At 38.7% G+C, this 19956-nt stretch carries 13 protein-coding genes; all 13 read left to right on the top strand.

Features of this window, described 5'->3' with window-relative positions; translation table 11 throughout:
- Positions 1-816: hypothetical protein (locus T498_RS17030; RefSeq protein WP_207638277.1), on the top strand; the 816-nt coding region annotated here is incomplete at its 5' end.
- Between the two features lie 786 nt (positions 817-1602).
- Positions 1603-5469 carry a DUF7604 domain-containing protein gene (locus T498_RS0110985; RefSeq protein ID WP_028235942.1) on the top strand — a complete coding sequence of 1289 codons (3867 nt, stop codon included), beginning with the start codon at positions 1603-1605 and terminating at the stop codon, positions 5467-5469.
- Positions 5470-5481: 12 nt separating this feature from the next.
- Positions 5482-6852, top strand: coding sequence for a SpaA isopeptide-forming pilin-related protein (locus T498_RS0110980; RefSeq protein WP_028235941.1), 1371 nt, complete (start codon positions 5482-5484; stop codon positions 6850-6852).
- Between the two features lie 132 nt (positions 6853-6984).
- Entirely contained in the window at positions 6985-7989 is a 1005-nt protein-coding gene (locus T498_RS16310) for a DUF5979 domain-containing protein (protein ID WP_051524724.1), read from the top strand.
- Between the two features lie 19 nt (positions 7990-8008).
- On the top strand, positions 8009-8497 hold the full coding sequence (locus tag T498_RS0110970) for a hypothetical protein (protein ID WP_028235940.1): 489 nt from the start codon (positions 8009-8011) through the stop codon (positions 8495-8497).
- A 16-nt stretch (positions 8498-8513) separates the two neighbouring features.
- Positions 8514-9263, top strand: a complete 750-nt coding sequence (locus tag T498_RS0110965; RefSeq protein ID WP_028235939.1) for a hypothetical protein — start codon at positions 8514-8516, stop codon at positions 9261-9263.
- A gap of 16 nt (positions 9264-9279) precedes the next feature.
- Positions 9280-10137, top strand: a complete 858-nt coding sequence (locus T498_RS0110960; RefSeq protein WP_028235938.1) for a hypothetical protein — start codon at positions 9280-9282, stop codon at positions 10135-10137.
- Between the two features lies 1 nt (position 10138).
- Entirely contained in the window at positions 10139-11188 is a 1050-nt protein-coding gene (locus T498_RS16305) for a hypothetical protein (RefSeq protein WP_051524723.1), read from the top strand.
- 231 nt (positions 11189-11419) lie between these two features.
- Entirely contained in the window at positions 11420-12442 is a 1023-nt protein-coding gene (locus T498_RS0110950) for a hypothetical protein (protein WP_028235937.1), read from the top strand.
- 65 nt (positions 12443-12507) lie between these two features.
- Positions 12508-14001 (top strand): accessory Sec system protein Asp2, encoded by a 1494-nt coding sequence (gene asp2, locus T498_RS0110945; RefSeq protein ID WP_028235936.1) that lies wholly within the window; start codon positions 12508-12510, stop codon positions 13999-14001.
- A gap of 679 nt (positions 14002-14680) precedes the next feature.
- Complete coding sequence (locus T498_RS16300; protein ID WP_028235935.1) at positions 14681-16921, top strand: hypothetical protein; 2241 nt, start codon at positions 14681-14683, stop codon at positions 16919-16921.
- 197 nt (positions 16922-17118) lie between these two features.
- Positions 17119-18324 (top strand): preprotein translocase subunit SecY, encoded by a 1206-nt coding sequence (locus T498_RS0110930; RefSeq protein WP_028235934.1) that lies wholly within the window; start codon positions 17119-17121, stop codon positions 18322-18324.
- 16 nt (positions 18325-18340) lie between these two features.
- Entirely contained in the window at positions 18341-19948 is a 1608-nt protein-coding gene (asp1, locus tag T498_RS0110925; RefSeq protein WP_028235933.1) for an accessory Sec system protein Asp1, read from the top strand.
- Positions 19949-19956: the final 8 nt, after the last annotated feature.

The raw sequence follows: 19956 nt of genomic DNA, 5'->3' as shown, positions 1-19956 counted from the left end.
GCATCAAATAGTGAAAGTGCATCAACAAGTGTAAGCCAGAGCACAAGTACATCAGTATCAAATAGCGAAAGTGCATCAATAAGCGAAAGCACAAGTGTTTCACTTTCTGAGAGCACATCAGCAAGTTTGAGTGAGTCAACAAGTGCATCGACATCAGCTTCACTTTCAACAAGTGCTTCAGTAAGCCAGAGCATTTCTGAGTCAGTTAGCTCTAGCATGTCACTTTCAGTAAGCCTTAGCTTGTCAGAGAGCATGAGCATCAGTGCATCAGAAAGAGCAAGCCAGTCACTTAGTACATCAGTAAGTGAGAGTGCATCAACAAGTGCAAGCACATCAGCAAGCACAAGTGCTTCAGAGTCTGCTAGCAGTGCAGCAGCTACAAGCAATACAGGCGACAACTCTGGAAATGGTGGCTCAAGCTCAGGATCATCAGCAAGCACTTCAAATGCTGTGGCACCAACAACATCTACAAATACTTCTTCATTTAATGAAGTGGCAGATGAGAATGCAACAATTACAGTTACTTCATTCAATGAGATTGGTGATGGAGCAAGAAATGGATTTGGTGGAACAAGCATTGCAGACGAGCAGGTTCCTCTTGCAGTAAGATTAGATGAAGGTGAAGATATCACTTCTCCAACTGGAAATCTTCTTACAATTGATGACGAGGAGACACCACTTGCAGCAACAAGAGGTATTCTTGGAGGAAGAGCTTGGTGGTATTGGATCTTAATCATCATCAGCGCAATAGCTGGCAAGAAGGCTATGGACAAGAGAAGAATTACAGAAAAAGAGTATGATGATTCAGAGGACTAAATCTTAAAGTCGCGTGAATTAAATATTTATATTAGAAGATAGCTGCATGGCTCCATGCAGCTATCTTTGATGTTGAATTAGGTTGATTGTGTAGAAACTACATACTGAATAAAAGAAAACACTGAGAATATGTGGTTTTTAGCGATAGTTGAATTGCGCACAATCTAATTCTACATATTATTAGAATTAATCATATGAAAGTATGTGGTTTACGGTGCAATTTTTGATAAAAGACAATCATGTGATATGTAATTCTACATATTTTCAAGCTTATTATATTGATAATATGTTGTTTGCTAGTTTTACCGCATGGAAATATTAGAAAAACAACATATTTTATCAAGAATGGCAACAAGAATATGTAGTTCGTACTAATACGCCAGGCCCCAAGCATGAGTTATTAGTATAGATTCTTGAAAAACATCAGTTTTTCAGGAATCGTAAATACCATGAAAATAGATTTATCTATTTTCATGTCCTGCAAAGCAGGATTCTTGCTGACAATTTCATTGTTCTGTCAGCAAGAAGTCATAAATATCAAAGGAAGCTCGAATGAGCTTCCTTTTTTGTGCCATAAAGCAACAGGTGTGCAAAAAGTTATGAAGTGCATTGGTTCACATTTTATTCACAAATAGTATAAACAATTAAATACGTTCTTGCCAATATTCTGACACTTTCTGCCAAATGGTAGAATTATCACTCAACGCATGTTAACATACACTTACAAATAGTTATTAAACGTAACTATTCAGTCTCTGTAGTCAGTTTTTAGTGAGGAAGAATCGTATGAAAAGAAATCTTTTACTTAATAGAATCATATCATTCAGTTTAATAGTTGCATTATATCTATCAATGTCAGCTAGTGCTTTTGCTGATGCAGAGGATGGAGGAGATTCTTCTGAGCCAACGGTATCAGAAGAAGCATCGGAATCAACATCAGAACCAGCATCAGAACCAGCATCAGAACCGGCTTCAGAGCCAGCAGCAGAGCCGGCATCAGAACCAGCAGCTGAGCCAGCAGCAGAGCCTACAACAGAGCCAGCAGCTACATCTGATAACAACGATGTATCTGATCCTGCCACACTTGAAGGTGGAGAGCCGGTAGCCGATTCTAATCTTCCAAATGATAATATTATATCTAATCCTACAGATGATAATCAAGAGCCAGCAACTGATCCAACAATCGAGGGAACAGAGGAAGACAAATTAACAGACGAACTTCTTGGTGTTGTTGATGAGATGTTAAAAGAGCAGGAGACAGATGACACAGAATTATCAGAGCAGGAATTAAGATATAAAGAGCTTTCAGAGAAGAAGGCAAATGGTGAAGAATTAACACCAGAGGAACTTGAAGAATTAGAAAAGCTTGAAAAGGAATTATTAGCAAAAGAAGAAGCTGTTGCAGCTTGTGAGCATGAATTAGTATACGTGCCAAACGAGGACGGAACACATACAGTTAAATGTGGCAAGTGTGAAGAATTCGAAGCATACACAGAAAGCTGTGAATTCGATGAAGATGGCATTTGTATTAAGTGTAAATATAAGAGACCTAACGAACCTATTCTCATTTATGAAGATGATGAAGTAATCGTTACAGTTTCTGGAGCAATTCCAGAAAATGCAGATTTAAAGGTTAAGCCAATCAAGGCTGACGATGATGATACAAAGGATGCTTATCAGCAGATTGAAGACAAATTAAATGAAGAGACAAAGATGAATGAAGCTGATGAGTATGGATTCCTGGCATACGATATTTCATTTGTTGATATCGATACAAATGAAGAAGTTGAGCCAGATGGTGATGTAACAGTCACAATGGAATATAAAAATGCAGTGCTTCCTGATTCAATTGGAGAAGACGAAGATGCTGAAACAGAAGTAGAAATGATTCACTTCAAAGAGGATTATGATGATCTTGAAAATCTCTCAGAGCAGGGAAAAGCAGATTTATCACTTGATTCACAAAGTGCAATCACACAGGCGGAATTTACTAGCGATACATTCTCTACTTATGTAATCAAATGGACGAGTAATAATTATACCAGATATATAAAGATTGTTACAGCATTCTATACTCAGACTGATGAGGAACTTGTAGAGTTTACAGTTGAGGATGAAGAAATAGCATACTTAACAGATTCAGAAAATGATGTTCATCCAAACGACATAATATTAAAAGATAGATTTGGAACAAGAGAGATTGATGGCTATAGATATTTAAAGGCATTATATAGAGATGACAACGGAGTTGACCATGAGGTTGATAAACTGACATTCTCTCAAGTAAATTCAGGCAGAAATACTGGCTATTACAAGTATATGCACATCCTTAATGGCAATGATGAGATAGCAAAAATAAGGATGCAGTCTAAGCAAGAGAACATGACTCATGTACTTATTTCCTTCATCTACGAGAGAGATGCAGATCTTAGTATTACAAAGAAGGCAACAGGAGATGCTGGTGCCGATGACGAGACACAATATGAATTCGTATTAACGAATGAAAGCGGAACTCCAATGTCTAATGTGAAGTACTTTATTGGAAGAACTCCTTATCATACAGATGGTTCAGGCAAGTTCTTATTAAAGACAGGAGAAAGCGCATACTTTGGAGACGATGCTTCATTAGATGGAAATTATAAGATTTCAGAAATAGGTGTAGCCGAAGGCGGAGCTTACACATTAGATCAGTTCCGTACAGAAGTAATTGTTAATGGTGAAGTAAAGGAAACAGTAGTTCAAGGCGTTGATGATCCTAGAACAGTTCAGGTTTCTGTTACGCCAGGAGTACTTACAGATGTTATATATAAGAATTATTTGACAGTGCATACTACTAGCGATGAGCAGCCTGAAAAAGTATACAAATACATCAAATATAATGAGAGCACTGACGATTATCAGTTGGCACTAAAGTATACACCACCTTATTATCAAGAATCAGATATTATCTTCAATGGCGAATATACCAGCACAATGGAACCTACAAAAGTGGATATCGTGCTTATTATTGATAAATCTGGTTCCATGGACAGTAACAGTAGAATGGCTCATACAAAAGAGGCTGTAAAAATTCTGGCTGATATTTTCAAGACAAAAAAAGGTGTAGATTCACGTTGGAAGATTGTTACATTTGGTGGTACAGCAAGCTTAAAGACAAATAACTGGATTACCAGTGACAGCTTGAATATTGATGATGTTTCTGCAAGTGGTGCTACAAACTACGAAGCAGCTCTTAGACTTGCTAATACTCAATTAGGTACAGCGAGATCAGATGCTAAGAAGATAGTTTTATTCTTAACAGATGGTGAACCTACCGCTTACGGCGATAATCAGGGCGAAAAAAGTAAATTCGATATAACTGCATATGATAAAGCTATTCAGGTAGCTGGAACAATTACCTGTGACGCATTCTATGCAATCGGCGTAGATTTTGGTAGCTCAAAGTTTATGGTTCATGGTGATAACCTTACAGCTAAACAAATTCTTGAAAGAATAGCTGGTCAAGTTAAAACAAGTGATGCAACAGTAGTTGAAGTTCAATCAAGTCAGATAGTTAATCTGTTTAAAGACTTTGCTGGAAAGGTTATGACAACAGCTACATCAGATTTCACAGAAACAATTACTGAACATAAAGCCAGCGATGTAATAATAACAGATACATTAAGTGAATATGTAACAATTGAGCCTGATTCAGAGTTCTACATCGGTCTAACTATTGATGGTGTAGATGTTTGGCAGACATCTACGTATGAAAATGGTTACATAGACGAAAACGGTGTGATGACAAAGGCGGCAACATTTGATGTGGTTGACGGAGGAAATACATATCAGCTAACAGCTACTTATGCAGATGGAGTAATGACACTAGATTTTCCTAACGACTATGAACTGAATCCAACTTATGATTACTATGTTGTATTCAATGTCATCCCAAGCGATTATGCATACGAAACATATATAGCAAGTGGTTACAACGCAATCGGTGATGATGAAACAGATAACAAGACCGTACCAGAGGAAAAATGGACATCATCAGGCTGTGAGGGATTTAGATCAAATAGTCATGCAGAGGTTACTCGTACTTATGATGGCGAAAGAAAGCCAATCCCATTCAAACATCCGGTTGTTCAGGTACATTTCAAAAATGTATGGGAAATCTTCAAGGTTGATGGAGAGGGAATAAAGCTAAATGGAGCAGAGTTCGCACTTGAGGAAGTTACAGATGCAGCAGATGGTAAGTCTTACACAGGACAAAGTGTACAGAGTGGTGCAACAGACGGTTTAGTAGTTTGGAACTTAGCTGAAAATGAAAAGATAGCTACAAACAAGACCTACAAACTTACTGAAACAAAAGCCCCTTCGGGACATATGGCTAGTAGCGAATACTGGATTATAACAGTTTCAAATGAAAATGTTCCTACAGTTGAAAAGTTTGAAGATGGTGTAAGCAAAGGTACATATGAAGTGACACCAGTAAGAAACGGAAAAGAATTCACATACACATTTGAATTCTTGAACCTAAGCTTATACACACTTCCAGAAACAGGTGGAGATGGTATCTACAAAACCACATTACTTGGAATTGCTATGATGCTAACATCGTCATATCTATTCTATAGAAATAAAAGAAAACAAAGGGGTTTTGCAAAGTAGGAGGTAAAAGCTATGAGGAGAATGAAAGGGATTTTGGCACTCATGCTGATGCTCATAATGGCCATAGGAATGACTATCACAGTTTCAGCAGCTGACACTCAAAAGAGTGCAAAAATTACAGTACTTGGAGCTGAAGGAGCTACTTTATATTACGAGCAGGTAATTGTAGCAGATCCAACAACAAGAACTGGCTGGGATATTGTTGATGATTATAGGACATTGTTTGCATCATTTGGAAATGATGAACAATCACAGATTGAGGGTTACATAGCTGCTAGCGAATCTGTAAGAGCTGCAGCAATCAAAGATGCAAATGTAAGTATTGCAACACCATTTAATAACAATCCAATGACAGTTACATCTGCTGGTCTTTATGTAATCAAAGGTAGCCAAGTAGGCTATACATACAATCTAATGCTTGCATACATTGGTTTTGATGAGCAGACAGGTGATAATAAAGGCTTAGTTGATACAACAATTAAGGCAAAGAAGACACCAGAAACTGTAAGCAAAACAATGGCAGAGTCAAACAAGTTTGTACAGATTGGTGACGAGATTGAATACACAGTTGCAACTACAGTTCCATATTCTCCATATGGAAGCCAAACAACACTCGTAATCAATGATGAACTTACAGGTGGTGTATTTAAGCTTAATGGTAACAATAAGGTGGAAGTAACAGTTTCACTTGGAAATCAGAGAAAGTTAGAGATTAAACCTGTAAATAATACAATGACTATTGATTTATCATACCTGATAGTTAATAGTACTAATCCAGCACAGGATAATCTATATGCAAACCAGACAGTTACACTGAAGTACACAGCAATAGTTACAGGAACAGTCGTTGAGAATACTGCATCTATAAACAACAAGCCAGGAACAAAGGTAACATCTTACACTGGTAAGCTTAAGATTACAAAGATGAATGAAGCAGGCTCTACTAATCCTAAAGCACTTGCAGGAGCTACATTTGTAGTAGTTAATAGCGATGGAAAATATGCAATTATTACAGATGGAAAGCTATCAGGATGGTCTGATAAAATTACAGAAGCTTGCTACATTGTAACAGCCGATGACGGTGAAGATGTAGGAACAGCTACAGTAGAAGGTTTCGATGCAGATAATAAGACTTATGCATTCCACGAAGTAATCGCTCCTCCTGGATACAAGGTAAATCCAAATGATGTTACAGTAGTTTGGCAAGAAAGAATGGCAGATAACGAGCAGATAGCATTAGCTGTTATGCATGATTCAACAGTTTCAACACTTCCATATACTGGTGGTTCTGGTACAGCAGCTTTCACAGGATGTGGAGTATTGTTAATGAGCTTAGCAGCAGGTTTGTACTTCTCAAATAAGAAGAATAAATCTGTTAAGTAAAAAAAGGGTGAACCCTCTGGCACAAGGAAGGTGCCAGAGGGAACAGCACCCAGGAAAGGGCATTTAATAAGTGCTTTTTCCTAGGTACTGTGGGTATAAGTTTTTAGCCGAGGGCTTGGAAGGGAGTCGCCAGTGAAAAACATCAATATAGTAAAAAGGAACTTCATATTTTTATCAATTGCAATACTCATAATGGCAAGTGTAGGAATACACAAAATCAATGCAGCCCCAAGGGTTGAGATTGATAAACCAGTGACAATCGTGGCCCAGGTTTCAAGTGATGATACATCAGTGTTCGCAACTCAGTTTAAGGGCACTGTTACAATCGAATTATATAAGATCGCTACACTTGATGAATCTGGAACACCTAGCCTTACAGCAAGCTTTGAAGGAAAAGACATTGATCTTACGGTTCTAGATAAGAAACCAACAGTGGATGACATTAAAGATAAAATAGTTAATCCAGCACTGGTAGCTACAGAAGGCATGAGCACAAATGATGTGATTACTATCGACAGAAGCGAAACTAACCTTGGAAGTAAAGTGATTGAAAACGGTGCAGGAATTTATCTCTATAAGCCACTTGCTATATCAGATAAAAGATATGCGTACACCTTTACATCTTATGTAGTATTTGCTCCTACCAGTACATTCATCCAATCTGGTGCTGGTGATGACACTTGGAATTATGAAAGCACCTTTACTCTTAAAGCAGAGGAAGAACCTCTATATGGAAGCATAGATATTACAAAGACTCTTGATACATTTAATACATCTTTAGGAACTGCAGCATTTGTATATAAGGTAACTGCAGTAAGGGATGAAGAGACGGTATTCAGTAACGTATATACGATAGATATGTATGGACCAGAGACACGTACCAGAACAATTCATAACATTCCAGCAGATTCAACAGTAACAGTTACTGAAGTATATACAGGAGCAAGCTACAAGTTAGTTTCAGAGGCATCTAAAGAAGCATATATAGTAGCTGATGAACTTGAAGAGGAAAGAGCAGAAGTAACTTTTGAAAACGATTATGATAACAGACTTAATGTTGGCGGCATAAGCGCTGAAAATATATTTGAGGAAGAAGATGGTGTTCCAGTTTGGCGTGGAACAATGGAACCACGCTAATGAAAGATGGAGGTAGCGTATGAAGAAGCGTTTAGTTCTAATAGCGATGGCACTAATATTAATTAGTGGAATTGCTGTAAAGCCAGCCATAGCATATTTTACAGATACGGTTTCAACGGAAGGAATGCTTGAAGTGAAGCTGGGGGATAGCGAACTTACTCCTATGGAGGATAATGTTGAAAACATGATTAAGACAATTGCTATCACCAATACTGGAGACTACGATGTGTTCGTTAGAGCTGCAGCAATCATTCCAGATGGTATAACTGTTACGATGCAAGATTCCTCTGGCTGGACAAAGGGAGGCGATGGTTACTATTATTACAGTCCGATAGTAGCTGTTGGAGAAACGACCAGTAAGCTTAATCTTAAGATTGATAATGGAGAGCTGACAGATTTCAATGTGGTTATCGTGCAGGAAGCAACCAAGGTTGAGTATGATGAAGCTGGCAATCCATTTGCAGATTGGGATAGCGCAGTATCAACTCAGACCGATACAAACCAGTAGATAGGAGGGAACGAATATGAAAAATAAAATAAAAAGCCCTCTGATTTTACTGGCAGTTGGAATCTTAATAATTGGTGCATCCACAGCAGGCGCAACAAGAGCTGCAATGGTCTATCAAAGCAAGATTGAGCGAGTAAACTTTTCTACCGCAGAGCTTTCAATCGACTTAATGGAAGAAGTTGATGGAGAGTATCAATCAATTGATGAGGAAACGCCTTTAAGTTTTTCAGCAGTTGCAAATGATACCAGCTTTAAAATTGGAAAGAAATACGCAGAAAATGTAAGGGTTGTTAATAACTCAAATCAAACAACTGGCTACAGTGAATATGTAAGAGTTGTAGTTAGAAAAAGCTGGTTCAATGATGGAAAGCAAACAAATCTTGATCCTGAGCTGATTAAGATTTATGTAGCTGATGGCTGGTATTTAAACGAGGATGAATCTACAAAAGAACAGGAAGTTTACTACCTGACATCTCCTTTGGGATGCGGTAACGGAGTAGATTTCATCACAGGCATCAAAATAGACAATAAGATTACAAAGTATGTTGAAGTGGTACCGGTGGATGCAGATTCTCCTGAAATTGCAAGTTATGTAGAAAACATATATCTCTACAATGAAGAAAAGGTATACATCGAACTACAGGCTGATGCAGTTCAAACTCATAATGGGGCAGATGCAATATATGCAGCCTGGGGAGTAAGAGCTACATGTGATGCAGTAGATGATGGAAATATTGTTGAGGTAAACGGAGTATCTGCTCAGTAGTAGAAAGGAGCAAGAGATGAAGAAAAAAATATTATATACAGCCCTTGCTCTGATGCTGATAGCAACTGGGTTCATGGGAGTAAAAGGAAAAGCTGAAGCTGCTACACAGTCAGTTGGATGGGATGTAACCTACAACGGAAGTGGATTTGACTCAACCTATGACGTATCAAAATCTACAATTACCAGTACAATGCCTGGCGACACAATAGTGTTTAAGGTAAATTACTACAACGCTACAAAAGATGCAGCAGAGTTTTACTTAAGCACAGATATCATTAATTCACTTGAAGAAAAAAGCATTGGAGGCGGAAGCTCGAATGCAGCAGGCGGTGCCTATTCATACAAGTTGGCATACACAATAAATGGTACTGAAACAGTCATCTACGATAGCGAGACAATCGGTGGTGACAATGATGTGGTAGCTGGTCTTAAGCAGGTCCAAGGACAGGCAGGCGATGGAAGTGGAGCATACTTCAATATTGGCAAGCTTGCATCAGATCCAGATAAAAAGAATCCTGGTACAGTAACAATAGAGATATCCTTAGATGGTAACTCTCAGGATAATTCATACATGGCAAAGCTGGCTACTCTTGATGTGAGATTTGGAGCAGAGAAGGTTGAAGAGGAAACTGTAAAGAACACTACAGTTAATAAAGTTACAAATCACACTGGCGGAGGCAGCAAGGTAGTGTACACAACACCAGGTGGAACACAGGTGGTTTACATCGAAGAACCTGCAACACCACTTGCAAATCCAATTACTGGAGATTCGCTTTTACCTTTAGTTTTGTGCACAGCTGCAATGTTAACAGGAATTATTTTAATAGCACTTTACTTTATCATTTCCAAAAAGCAGAGGGAGGAGGTAGCCTGATATGAAAAATATTAAAAGAATCGGTTGCTCATTCCTGATGATAGTGTTTATGCTTAGCTTCATGATTGCAAATCCAATTATAGCTAAGGCTGATTACACATATAAAATCAATATCGTGCTTGGCGGAACTGGAGAAGAAAATGCAAGCTTTACAACTGATTGGAGTTCAGGACTTTCGGTTTCGAGTGAGGGCGCAGTTGTAAAGATTTCATCTGACAAAACGGTCATTACAATTTCGGGCCTTGCATATAATGATGAAATCGTAATCAATCCTAAGAGTATTGTTAAGATTACTGCTTCAGATGATTCCTATTCAAAGTATTATGTAAAGGGAATTAGACGAAGCGGAGCAGATGCAGCACCAACCAAATCTGCATTTGCAGTTACAAAGGATGATTCTTATGTTATAGCTTACGGTGTTGGAGCTGTAGTTCCTTACACAGTTAGCTACAAGGACACAGCTGGTACTAAGTTGCTTGAGACTGAAACATTCTATGCAGCAGAAGGTGAAGAGATTTACATTCCTTATAGATATGTAAGCGGTTATACACCAAATGCTTATAACTTGCATTGCAAGAGTGTTAAAGCAAACCAGGCATTTGAGTTTGTATACACTAAAGGTACAGGCGGTGGTGGAGTCATAAACGAAACCAGAACAGAAACTGAGAACATATCAGATGGAACAACTGTTACTACTGTACAGGGCTCACCAGAATATGTATATCAGACAGTTTCTGGTCCACGTCAGCAGGGAACAATCAATAACAGAGCTGCAGGTGGTGGCCAGGGAGGCCAGGCTGAAGGCGGCGGAAACGCTGGCGGAGGAAATGAAGATCAGAATGGCGAATCTATAGAAGATGCCAATACACCTACAGGACCACAGGATGTCATCGATATCGAAGACGAAGAAGTGGCAAAGGGTATTACTGCTGAAGAAGAGTTTATGAGTAACATAATGAGATATGCAATTATCCTTACATTAATTGGAATTCTTGCAATCATACTTGTTATCGTGACATCTATTAAATGGAAAGATAATAAGAATGATTAGTAATATCTGAGGAGAATAAAAACCTAACCTCAAATTAACCATAAAGTAGATATAGATGGAGTCAACCATTTGGTTGGCTCCATTTTTTCGGGATTTGTCATGGTATGAAAAGAAGAATATGTTAAGCTGTTTGAGATAATATTTCATAGAATAGTCACGATTTTGTACCCAATTGATTGATTGAATGTGATATCATTAGTAAAAGGTGACTAACATCGTAGGGGGTGCATTATGAATATTAAACTAAAAAGGTGTTTGGAGTTTTTAGCTGTTGCGGTTATAACATTTATCGTGTTATTATCGAGCCCATTCAATCCTTTTATGCAAAATGAATTTACAGCTGTTCAGAATGAGATTTTAGATATTGCCCGTTCTGTCAGAGAAGGCTATTTGGCTTATGTTGAAGTAGATGGAATTTATGGACCTGTAGTATACGAATTCTACGGAATTGGATTCCTCCCTACAGACACTCATACATTTCAGTTTGCTATGGAAGCTGTATTAGATTTCTTTACTGTATTATTCCTATATAAAACAGCAAAGCTTTACACTTCTGAAATATTTGCTCTTATTTCAGCAGCTTTCCTTTCAATATTTGGCTGGGGCGCTCTTACTCATGCAGGAGCGGAAGAGATTATGTTCTTCATAGTAACCTTAACCGGCTATCATATTTCAAGACAGCTTAAGTCAGGATTTTTATCTCACCATGCATATCTTTTAGCTATTGACTTAGGCCTGGTACTTTTCCTACAGCCTGCTTATGTTTGGCTTTGGGTAGTGCTTATTATATTCTTTGCAGTAAAATTCAAAGTTGATGGCACAGAAGGCAAGCAGTACAAATCATTCTGGTTCTCTATAATAGAGGGAATACTTACAGTTGCAGTTCCAATGGGAATCTATCTATGGTATTTCAAGAATGGAGAGGGCTTCCTCAATCAGGTTGTTTACCAAAACATGAAAGCAATCGGTTCTTTTGGCGAAGGTCTTAAGACTGTTTGTGGCAGTCCTTGGATTGCTTTTGTAGGCCTATTTGTGGTAGTAATGATAATTAAGACATTGATGGGCGAGAACATTTTAGACTTATGCATCTGGCTTGGAATTATTATCGTTGGCATAATTGTAATAGCCCTTCAGGGATATGAGTTTGGTTCATATCTTCAGTTATCAAAGGCCCTATACTTGGTTCCTTTAGCTTCGGCATTTTCATTGCTTGATAAGCCTTTAGGATTAAAGCCTGAGGAACGCATTCATTAATTAAAAAGTAATTAGCCTGGCTGGTAGATACTGGCTGGGCTATTTTGTATCAGTGGGGAGACGGTATGGATAAAATAAGGATATATCAAATAGGTGAAGAGGATTGGAGCAGGAAATATGTTATTCCTGAAACAATCAAAATAGTATTTTGTCCAGAAGAGATTAAGAAAGAAAAACAGGTATATGAAATAGTAGTCTTGGAGCGAAACCTGACAGAGGCCGAGGCGAAAATAGTCTTTTCTCTATCTTATGCTTATTCGTTATTTGTGGTTGACAGTTTTGAGATGGATGATGTCACAAATGCATTATTTGAGCGGCGAATTGGAAAGATTTTAAAGGCCGAGGAGATTCAGAGTTTCATCGACAATGATGCTAGAAATTATTTTGCAGTACCATACGGAGAAAAGTTTAAGCCTGCAAACATTGGAATAGCTCAAGGCTTTAGAGGTTCAATCAAGTGGAATGGGCAGTACAGCGTATCCCTTGAGGGAGACTATGGCAGTGAACTGAATCAGATTGCATTCTGGCGAGGCAACATTCCTATAAATAAAGGACAGGCAATTGAGTTTTGGCTTGAGTACAAAAAGGATCCTGGCATAAATATATCATTATCTGTTAAGCAATTTGTAAATGGCTCCCTTGCTGAAGTACTAGACACATGGGAGTTTTCCGAAGAAGATTTAAATGACACTGTAATAGTTGAAGGAACCAAAGGGCGTGGCCCGGTTTTTGTATCATTAAATGCAGCAGGAACAGGAAAGCTTGATATTATAGCTTTACACGATAGATTTTCTCGCCGCGGGGAAGGTGTATTTCTCGTGGGAGGTGAAAGGCATGTAACATCAAAAAGAGAAGAGATATTCTCCTACTTTGATCCAGGGGATATGAAGCCTCCTCTTGCAGTTTATTTTTCCGGCTACAAAACACAGGAAGGCTTTGAAGGATACTGGATGATGCGCAAAATGGGCTGTCCATTCCTTTTAATTGCTGAGCAGCGCTTTGAAGGTGGTGGCTTCTACCAAGGTGATCAGGAATTTGAAGACTTAATGGTGCAAGTTATAGACTCCCATCTAAACAAGCTTGGCTTTTATCCTGACCAGCTAATCCTATCTGGAATATCGATGGGTACAATTGGCTCCATGTACTATGGATGTGATTTGAAACCACATGCTCTTATTCTTGGAAAACCTTTAGCCAGCTTAGGAGACATAGCAGCCAATGAAAGGCTGAATCGACCAAAGGGATTTCCTACATCCCTTGATTTACTTCACCACTATGGCGGTGGCATGGACAAAAAGGCCATAGATTCCCTCAATGACAGATTCTGGAACAAAGTCAGAAACACCGATTTTAGCCACACCAAATTCATAGTTTCTTACATGTTTGAGGATGATTACGACGACACAGCCTACAACAAACTCTTATCCGAACTAAACTCTGCCGGCGTCCAAGTATACGGAAAAGGATTGCATGGCCGCCACAACGACAACACCGCAGGAATTGCCGCCTGGTTCAAGGGCCAATACGACCGCGTCCTCAAGGACGACTTCGAACGTTGAGGACTTTTGTTGGCGGACACTTTAGGTTTTAATGTACTTCTCAGACTGAGGGGACTTGGTTTCATATTACGCTTGCTAAGTAACATAACAAAGCAGGTTTTGCATATATAGGTACCGTGGCACATTCAACATCGTGTTTTAAGTGACCACTTGCGCTGCCGTCCATGGCAGCGCATACCTATATATTGCAAAACCTGCTTTTATGTTACTAAGCGCGCTCCAAAATCAACCAAGTCCCCTTCAGTCTAAGAAGTACAAATAATAATATGCTGTGTGTCCGCCAACCAAAAAACATTTTTCAAAATTGTACAGGCCTGCAAAAGACACATGTAAATAAGCATGCCTAAATTGCCCATTAGAAAAACCAAATATTCATGCAATGTTCAATGGGGGCCACACGCCCAAACAGCGTGAGCCACAATGCACATTGGGGGCGCAGTGAATAGCGGGAGTGCTGAAAGTGAGAAATGCGACAAATCGGCCGATATATATGTAAAGAGAGATAATAATGGGCAGAATGTAGAAAATGAGACGAAAAAGTTGTTGAAATTGGCAAGAAGTTGTATGATTTAGGCAAGAAATATTCACAAAAAACATAATTTGTTCATAAATTATCAATATAATAAATGTAGAAAATATAAAAAGGGTATAATTTATAACGAAAAAGGGGAGCAGTATTATGGCAAAGAAGATTAATACAATTTTAAAAGGGGTAGCAATCACCGGAGCAACAGTAGGTGGAGCTTCAATATTAGGAGAGGCAGATTTAGTTTATGCTGAAACTGTAGAGGAAACTAGTTCGGAAGCAGGAGAAGTTTTCATTGACTATGAGGCACCAGCAGACACAACACCTAATCAGGAAGTCGCTATGGAAACAACTCAGCAGACTGGACAGGAAGTAGCTCAGGATTTAGGTCTTGGCACACCTGTAGAGCAGGGGACACCAGTTACAGAGCTTCCACAGGAGCCAGTAGCAGAGCAGCCAGTAGGTGTAGAGACACCACAGGAACCAGCAGTAGAGCAGCCAGCAGGTGTAGAGACACCACAGGAACCAGCAGTAGAGCAGCCAGCAGCTGTAGAGACACCACAGGAGCCAGTAGCAGAGCAGCCAGCAGCTATCGAGACACCACAGGAACAGCCTGAAGAGGTTGCAACAAATCGAAAGTTAATGGCAGCACCACGGGTATTGATGGCAACAGCACCTGCACCAACAGATGCAGAAGTGCCACAGGAGCCAGCAGAAACTCAGTCTGAAGCACCTACTCTTACAGATGAGGAGCTTTCAGAATCAGCAGCTGCATCATTATCTGAAGAAGAGGAGTTGCTTGCATCTACATCAGAGTCTCAGTCTCTTAGCATGGAAAGCACAAGTACAAGCTTATCTGAGGCTATCATTGCAAACGAAGCAGATCTTGAAGCTGAGTCAAAGGCATTTGAGGAATCAGCATATTCTAAAGATGGTGTTGCTGATAAAGTTAAAGATGCAAACGAAGCATTGAAAACTGTTAATGCAGCATTAGATACTGCTAAAGCTAATAAGAAGAATCTTAATGGTAATAACTTCTATAACGATGATGTTGGTAGAAACCTTGCAATCGAGATGATTAAGCTTAAATTCTTATTAGATGGTGAGGTAGATGGAAGTCGTATTGATGACGTTTTCTATCAATTCTATCAGAAGGATTATTATAACAATCATTTCGTTGTTAAATACATCAAGGATGGAGAGTATAAGGAAAGATATTTCGACTATGTTACATGCGAGAATAATGGAGAGTCAATTTATAAAGGCCAGAAAACATATTCAGAAGATTCTTATGATAAAGTCTTCGGCATTAATGTAGTTGAAAAAAAACCAGTATATAGTGACAAATATAAAAAACAGACAGTTTGGGGACAGTCTTTTGACTATGTTCAAAGAGATGCTTTTGAAGATGCAAAAGATTACACCAAGAACAAAGGTAAAGAGTGGTATACAAGAAATCAGTTCTTAAGTGATCTTGCAACATATAAAGGCTTTATTGATGGAATAGATCAATTAGGAAAGACTGTTGATGAACTTAAGGGTAAAGCTAGTGAATTGGCTGATTTTGCAAGCGCAAGCTTAACAGATTCATTGGCAGCAGCAGAAGAAAGAGCAGCTTCATTGGCTTCAAGTGCAGAGGCAAGTACGGTAGCTAGCACAGCAGCAAGTACAGCTGCAAGTGAAAGCGCAGCAAGCTTATCTACTAGTATGTCAGAGGCTGAGGCACAGAATCAGAATCAGGGATCTGATGGAGAGAGTGCATCAGATGCAGCTCCAATCGCAGGCGAAGATATTGGATTAGATATACTTGATGATATCATTCCAGCAGGACCTGCTCCAGATGTAGAGCCTGAAACGGAAGCACCAGGATCAGAAGCACCAGTGGCTGATTCAACAGAGGTTAGCGAAACTACTAATACAGCAGAAACAACAGAGACCGCAGCTACTACTGAGACAGCAGCTACTACTCAAACAGCAGCTACTACTGAGATAGCAACTACTACAACAGCAAGCACAACTACAACAACTACAACAGCAGATAATAATCAATCATCAGGAGATACATCTACAGGTAATACAGCACCTGCACAGGCTCAGGTAGCACTTAATGATGGTGGTGTAGAAATCAGAGCAATCGGTGATGAGGATGTTCCTCTAAACGTTATCCATGAGGAAGACAATGTAACTACTGCAGGTGTTATTGAGAGAGAATCAGTAGACGCGACTGAAGATATCGGTGCAGTTAAGATTGAAGATGCTGAGGTAGCTAAGGGTATTAAAGTTACAGATAACACTGTAGAAAAGAAGCGCTTCTTCTTCTGGTTCACAGGTCTTATTATTGGAGCGATAACATTCTTTAAGACCAAGAGAGACATCGACAAAGAAGAGAAGTAATAGACCTTCAACTAAATAAAAGATTTAGGGCAGCTTGGCTGCCCTTTCTTTTGGTATAGCAGGTAGAATATTTAGAAAATTCACACAGTTGTTTATTCAAAAAGGCTTTGCAATGTAGTAAAATTAGAATAATAACGGAGAAGTTTTTACTGCAAAAGAAATTAGCTTGATTATTACTAACGAGGAAGAGCACATATATGGCAAAACATTTCTTTCCAAAGACATTATTTCAAAAACTAATATTTACCTTCATAATAATGGCAATCTATCTAGCAGGACGTGAGTTGCCCCTTTATGGAGTTGATTTGGTTGCTTATGAGACGTTTAGGGGGCATACAGATGATTTAATAATGCAGACCATAGGTGGAGATAGGTACAAAACATCTATCCTGGCTCTTGGTATATCTCCATTTATGTTTTCGATGCTTTTTGTGCAAGTGGCGGTAGCATTTAAAAGTGCTGATAGCAAGGCCCACACTTCACCTAAAAAGATTACCCAAGCTACACTTGCGCTTATGCTTATTTGGGCAACAGTCCAGGCATATTTTACAACGGGTTCAACACTTTATATTTATCAGGGTGGCATAGAGCTTATTTTAGCAAGATTCATATCTGGTTTGCAGATGATTACAGGAGCTTTTTTGATTCTTTGGCTTGCTACTAGAAATGGTAAATACGGAGTGGGAGGTCAGACTATTCTTATTTATGTCAACATTTTGGATAGCGTTGTAAGAACTGTTAAATCCAGAGATTTTGAAGAAATCAAAATCATTGGTGTGGTTGGTCTTGTTGCATTATTTTTCACTATCATTTTTGAGAATTCTGAATATCGGATTCCGATGCAACGAATATCAATTCATAATATCTATTCTGATAAAAATTATATTCCAATCAAGTTAAATCCAATTGGAATGATGCCGGTAATGTTTTCATCGGCATTTTTCATGCTGCCTGTATATATCACAATAGGCTTGTCTACACTATTTCCGCAGGATAAGAAGCTGGAATGGGCTGTTCAAAACATGGATACAACCCACCCGCTGGGAATCGGAGTTTATGTAGTAGTTCTTTATGCAATTACTATAATTTTTTCATTTGTTTTTATCAGTCCAAAGAATCTTGCTGAGAATTTACAGAAGGCGGGAGATAGTATTACTGGACTTAGAGCAGGTAAGAGAACAAGAAGATACATAGGTGCTCGAGTATTTTTTGTATCACTGTTTTCGGCTACATTTATGAGCTTATTTATTGGACTTCCTCTGGTGCTTCAGCTTAAGGGATATGTGCCACAGGAGGTAATGAGTTTGCCATCAATAATGATTGCAATGGCTAGTATCAATTGTAATCTTTACCGTGAGTTTAGGGCGGTTAAGGATTATGATGCGTACATTCCATTTTTATAAAGCTTAGGAGAATGACATGTTATATTTTATTCCAGCGTGGTATCAAAAGAATACGTGGAAAGAGCTTGAACAGAGCTGGCATACAAGAAGAATGCACACAGAATTTGATGACACAGTAAAGCAGGTGCAGATGTTTCATCGAAGTGGCAAGACTGATTTTAAAATTCTTCTTTTGAGCCACACTCCAAATTTCAGACACTTTCTTCACCGCCAGGGAGTTTTTCACGCTCCTTACTGGTCTTGTTTTGATGCTATTCAGGAGGTCAGCAGAAAGAAGGTTTCAGTTTTTTCTTTTCATAATTTAGATTGGCCAGAACATATAGAGTTTGTCTATACACCATTTGTGGTTATAGCATATTTAGAAAATGCCAAGTATGCCCAGATTAATTTTGGTGAGGCGGGAAATCCGATTGAAGTAAGTATGTTTAAGCAGGGAGTACTGAGCCGTAGAAACATATATGATGACAGGGGCTTTGTATCTGCAACAGAGATTTACAATAATGGAACTATCGCATATACGGATTATCTTACTGAAAAGGGCATCACTAAAATGCGTGTATATGCTGAAACAGGTGCCGTTGAAATTAACGCTAACTCCAACACATATTTTATTTCAGCGAAGGGTGAAGTAACCCTCGGATATTTTAAAGAGCTTATTTATAGCAGCCTTACAGATGTAATTATGGAAGTTCTTATGGCTCATCTTCAGGCAAATGAGGGGGATGATATATATTGCGTTGCCATGCATCAGCTCAATGCAGTAGCCATTGAAAAGCTTCTAAATACTAAGAAGTGTATTCTATCATTTTATGGTGATAGATATAGAATCAAAGACCATGAAGAGGGCAAGCCTATAGTAAAAAAGGCTGGATATATCATCACTGATTCAGAAGCTACCACTCGCTATCTAAAAAGAGAAATGGGTGAGGAGATAGAAAACATCATCGATATATCACCATACGATTCAAGAATGGACTTTGGTATCAGTGAACAGCTTACAGTACAGAAGATTTTAGTACCAATAGATGGTATGCCAGATGATAGATTCAAGGCGCTAATCATTGCCCTTACAGATTATTTAAATCAAAACGAAAATGCCATGATTCATATCTTCACAAGAAATGCAGCATATGATTTACCTAACAATCTTTTGAACAAGATTGCTGATATTGTTGAAGAAAATGGAGGGGATAGAAGAATTGTTATTCCTGAAGAAAAGGAAGATGAAACGGCAGAAAATGAAATAGATGAAGAGGAAGAGGAAATTATTCCTGTAAGGTTTTTCGTTGAACAGTGCGTGGATGAGCTTTCGGTTAGTAAGTGTATTAGAGAGCAGAGAATTATGATTGATATGCGACATAATCCTGATCTTTATTTGCAGATTAACTGTATAAGTTCTGCTATTCCTCAGATTGTTCGAAGAGAAACCCAGTATATGCAAAATGGTTATAATGGCTTTGTTTTAAAGGAATTTGACCGTATACCATACGCACTTGATTACTTCTTAGGTAGTCTTGCTAACTGGAATCAGGCCAAGGTATATTCATACGAAATCAGTCAGAAATATACCACAAGGCATCTACTGGAAAAGTGGGAAATGGTGCGAAATGCACTTGAAGGATAAGGGTGATT

Origin of the sequence: Pseudobutyrivibrio sp. MD2005 (assembly GCF_000621865.1) — a bacterium.
GTDB lineage: Bacteria > Bacillota > Clostridia > Lachnospirales > Lachnospiraceae > Pseudobutyrivibrio.
The sequence above is the reverse complement of the archived record's forward strand: the minus strand, read 5'-3'. Positions and strand labels throughout refer to the sequence as shown.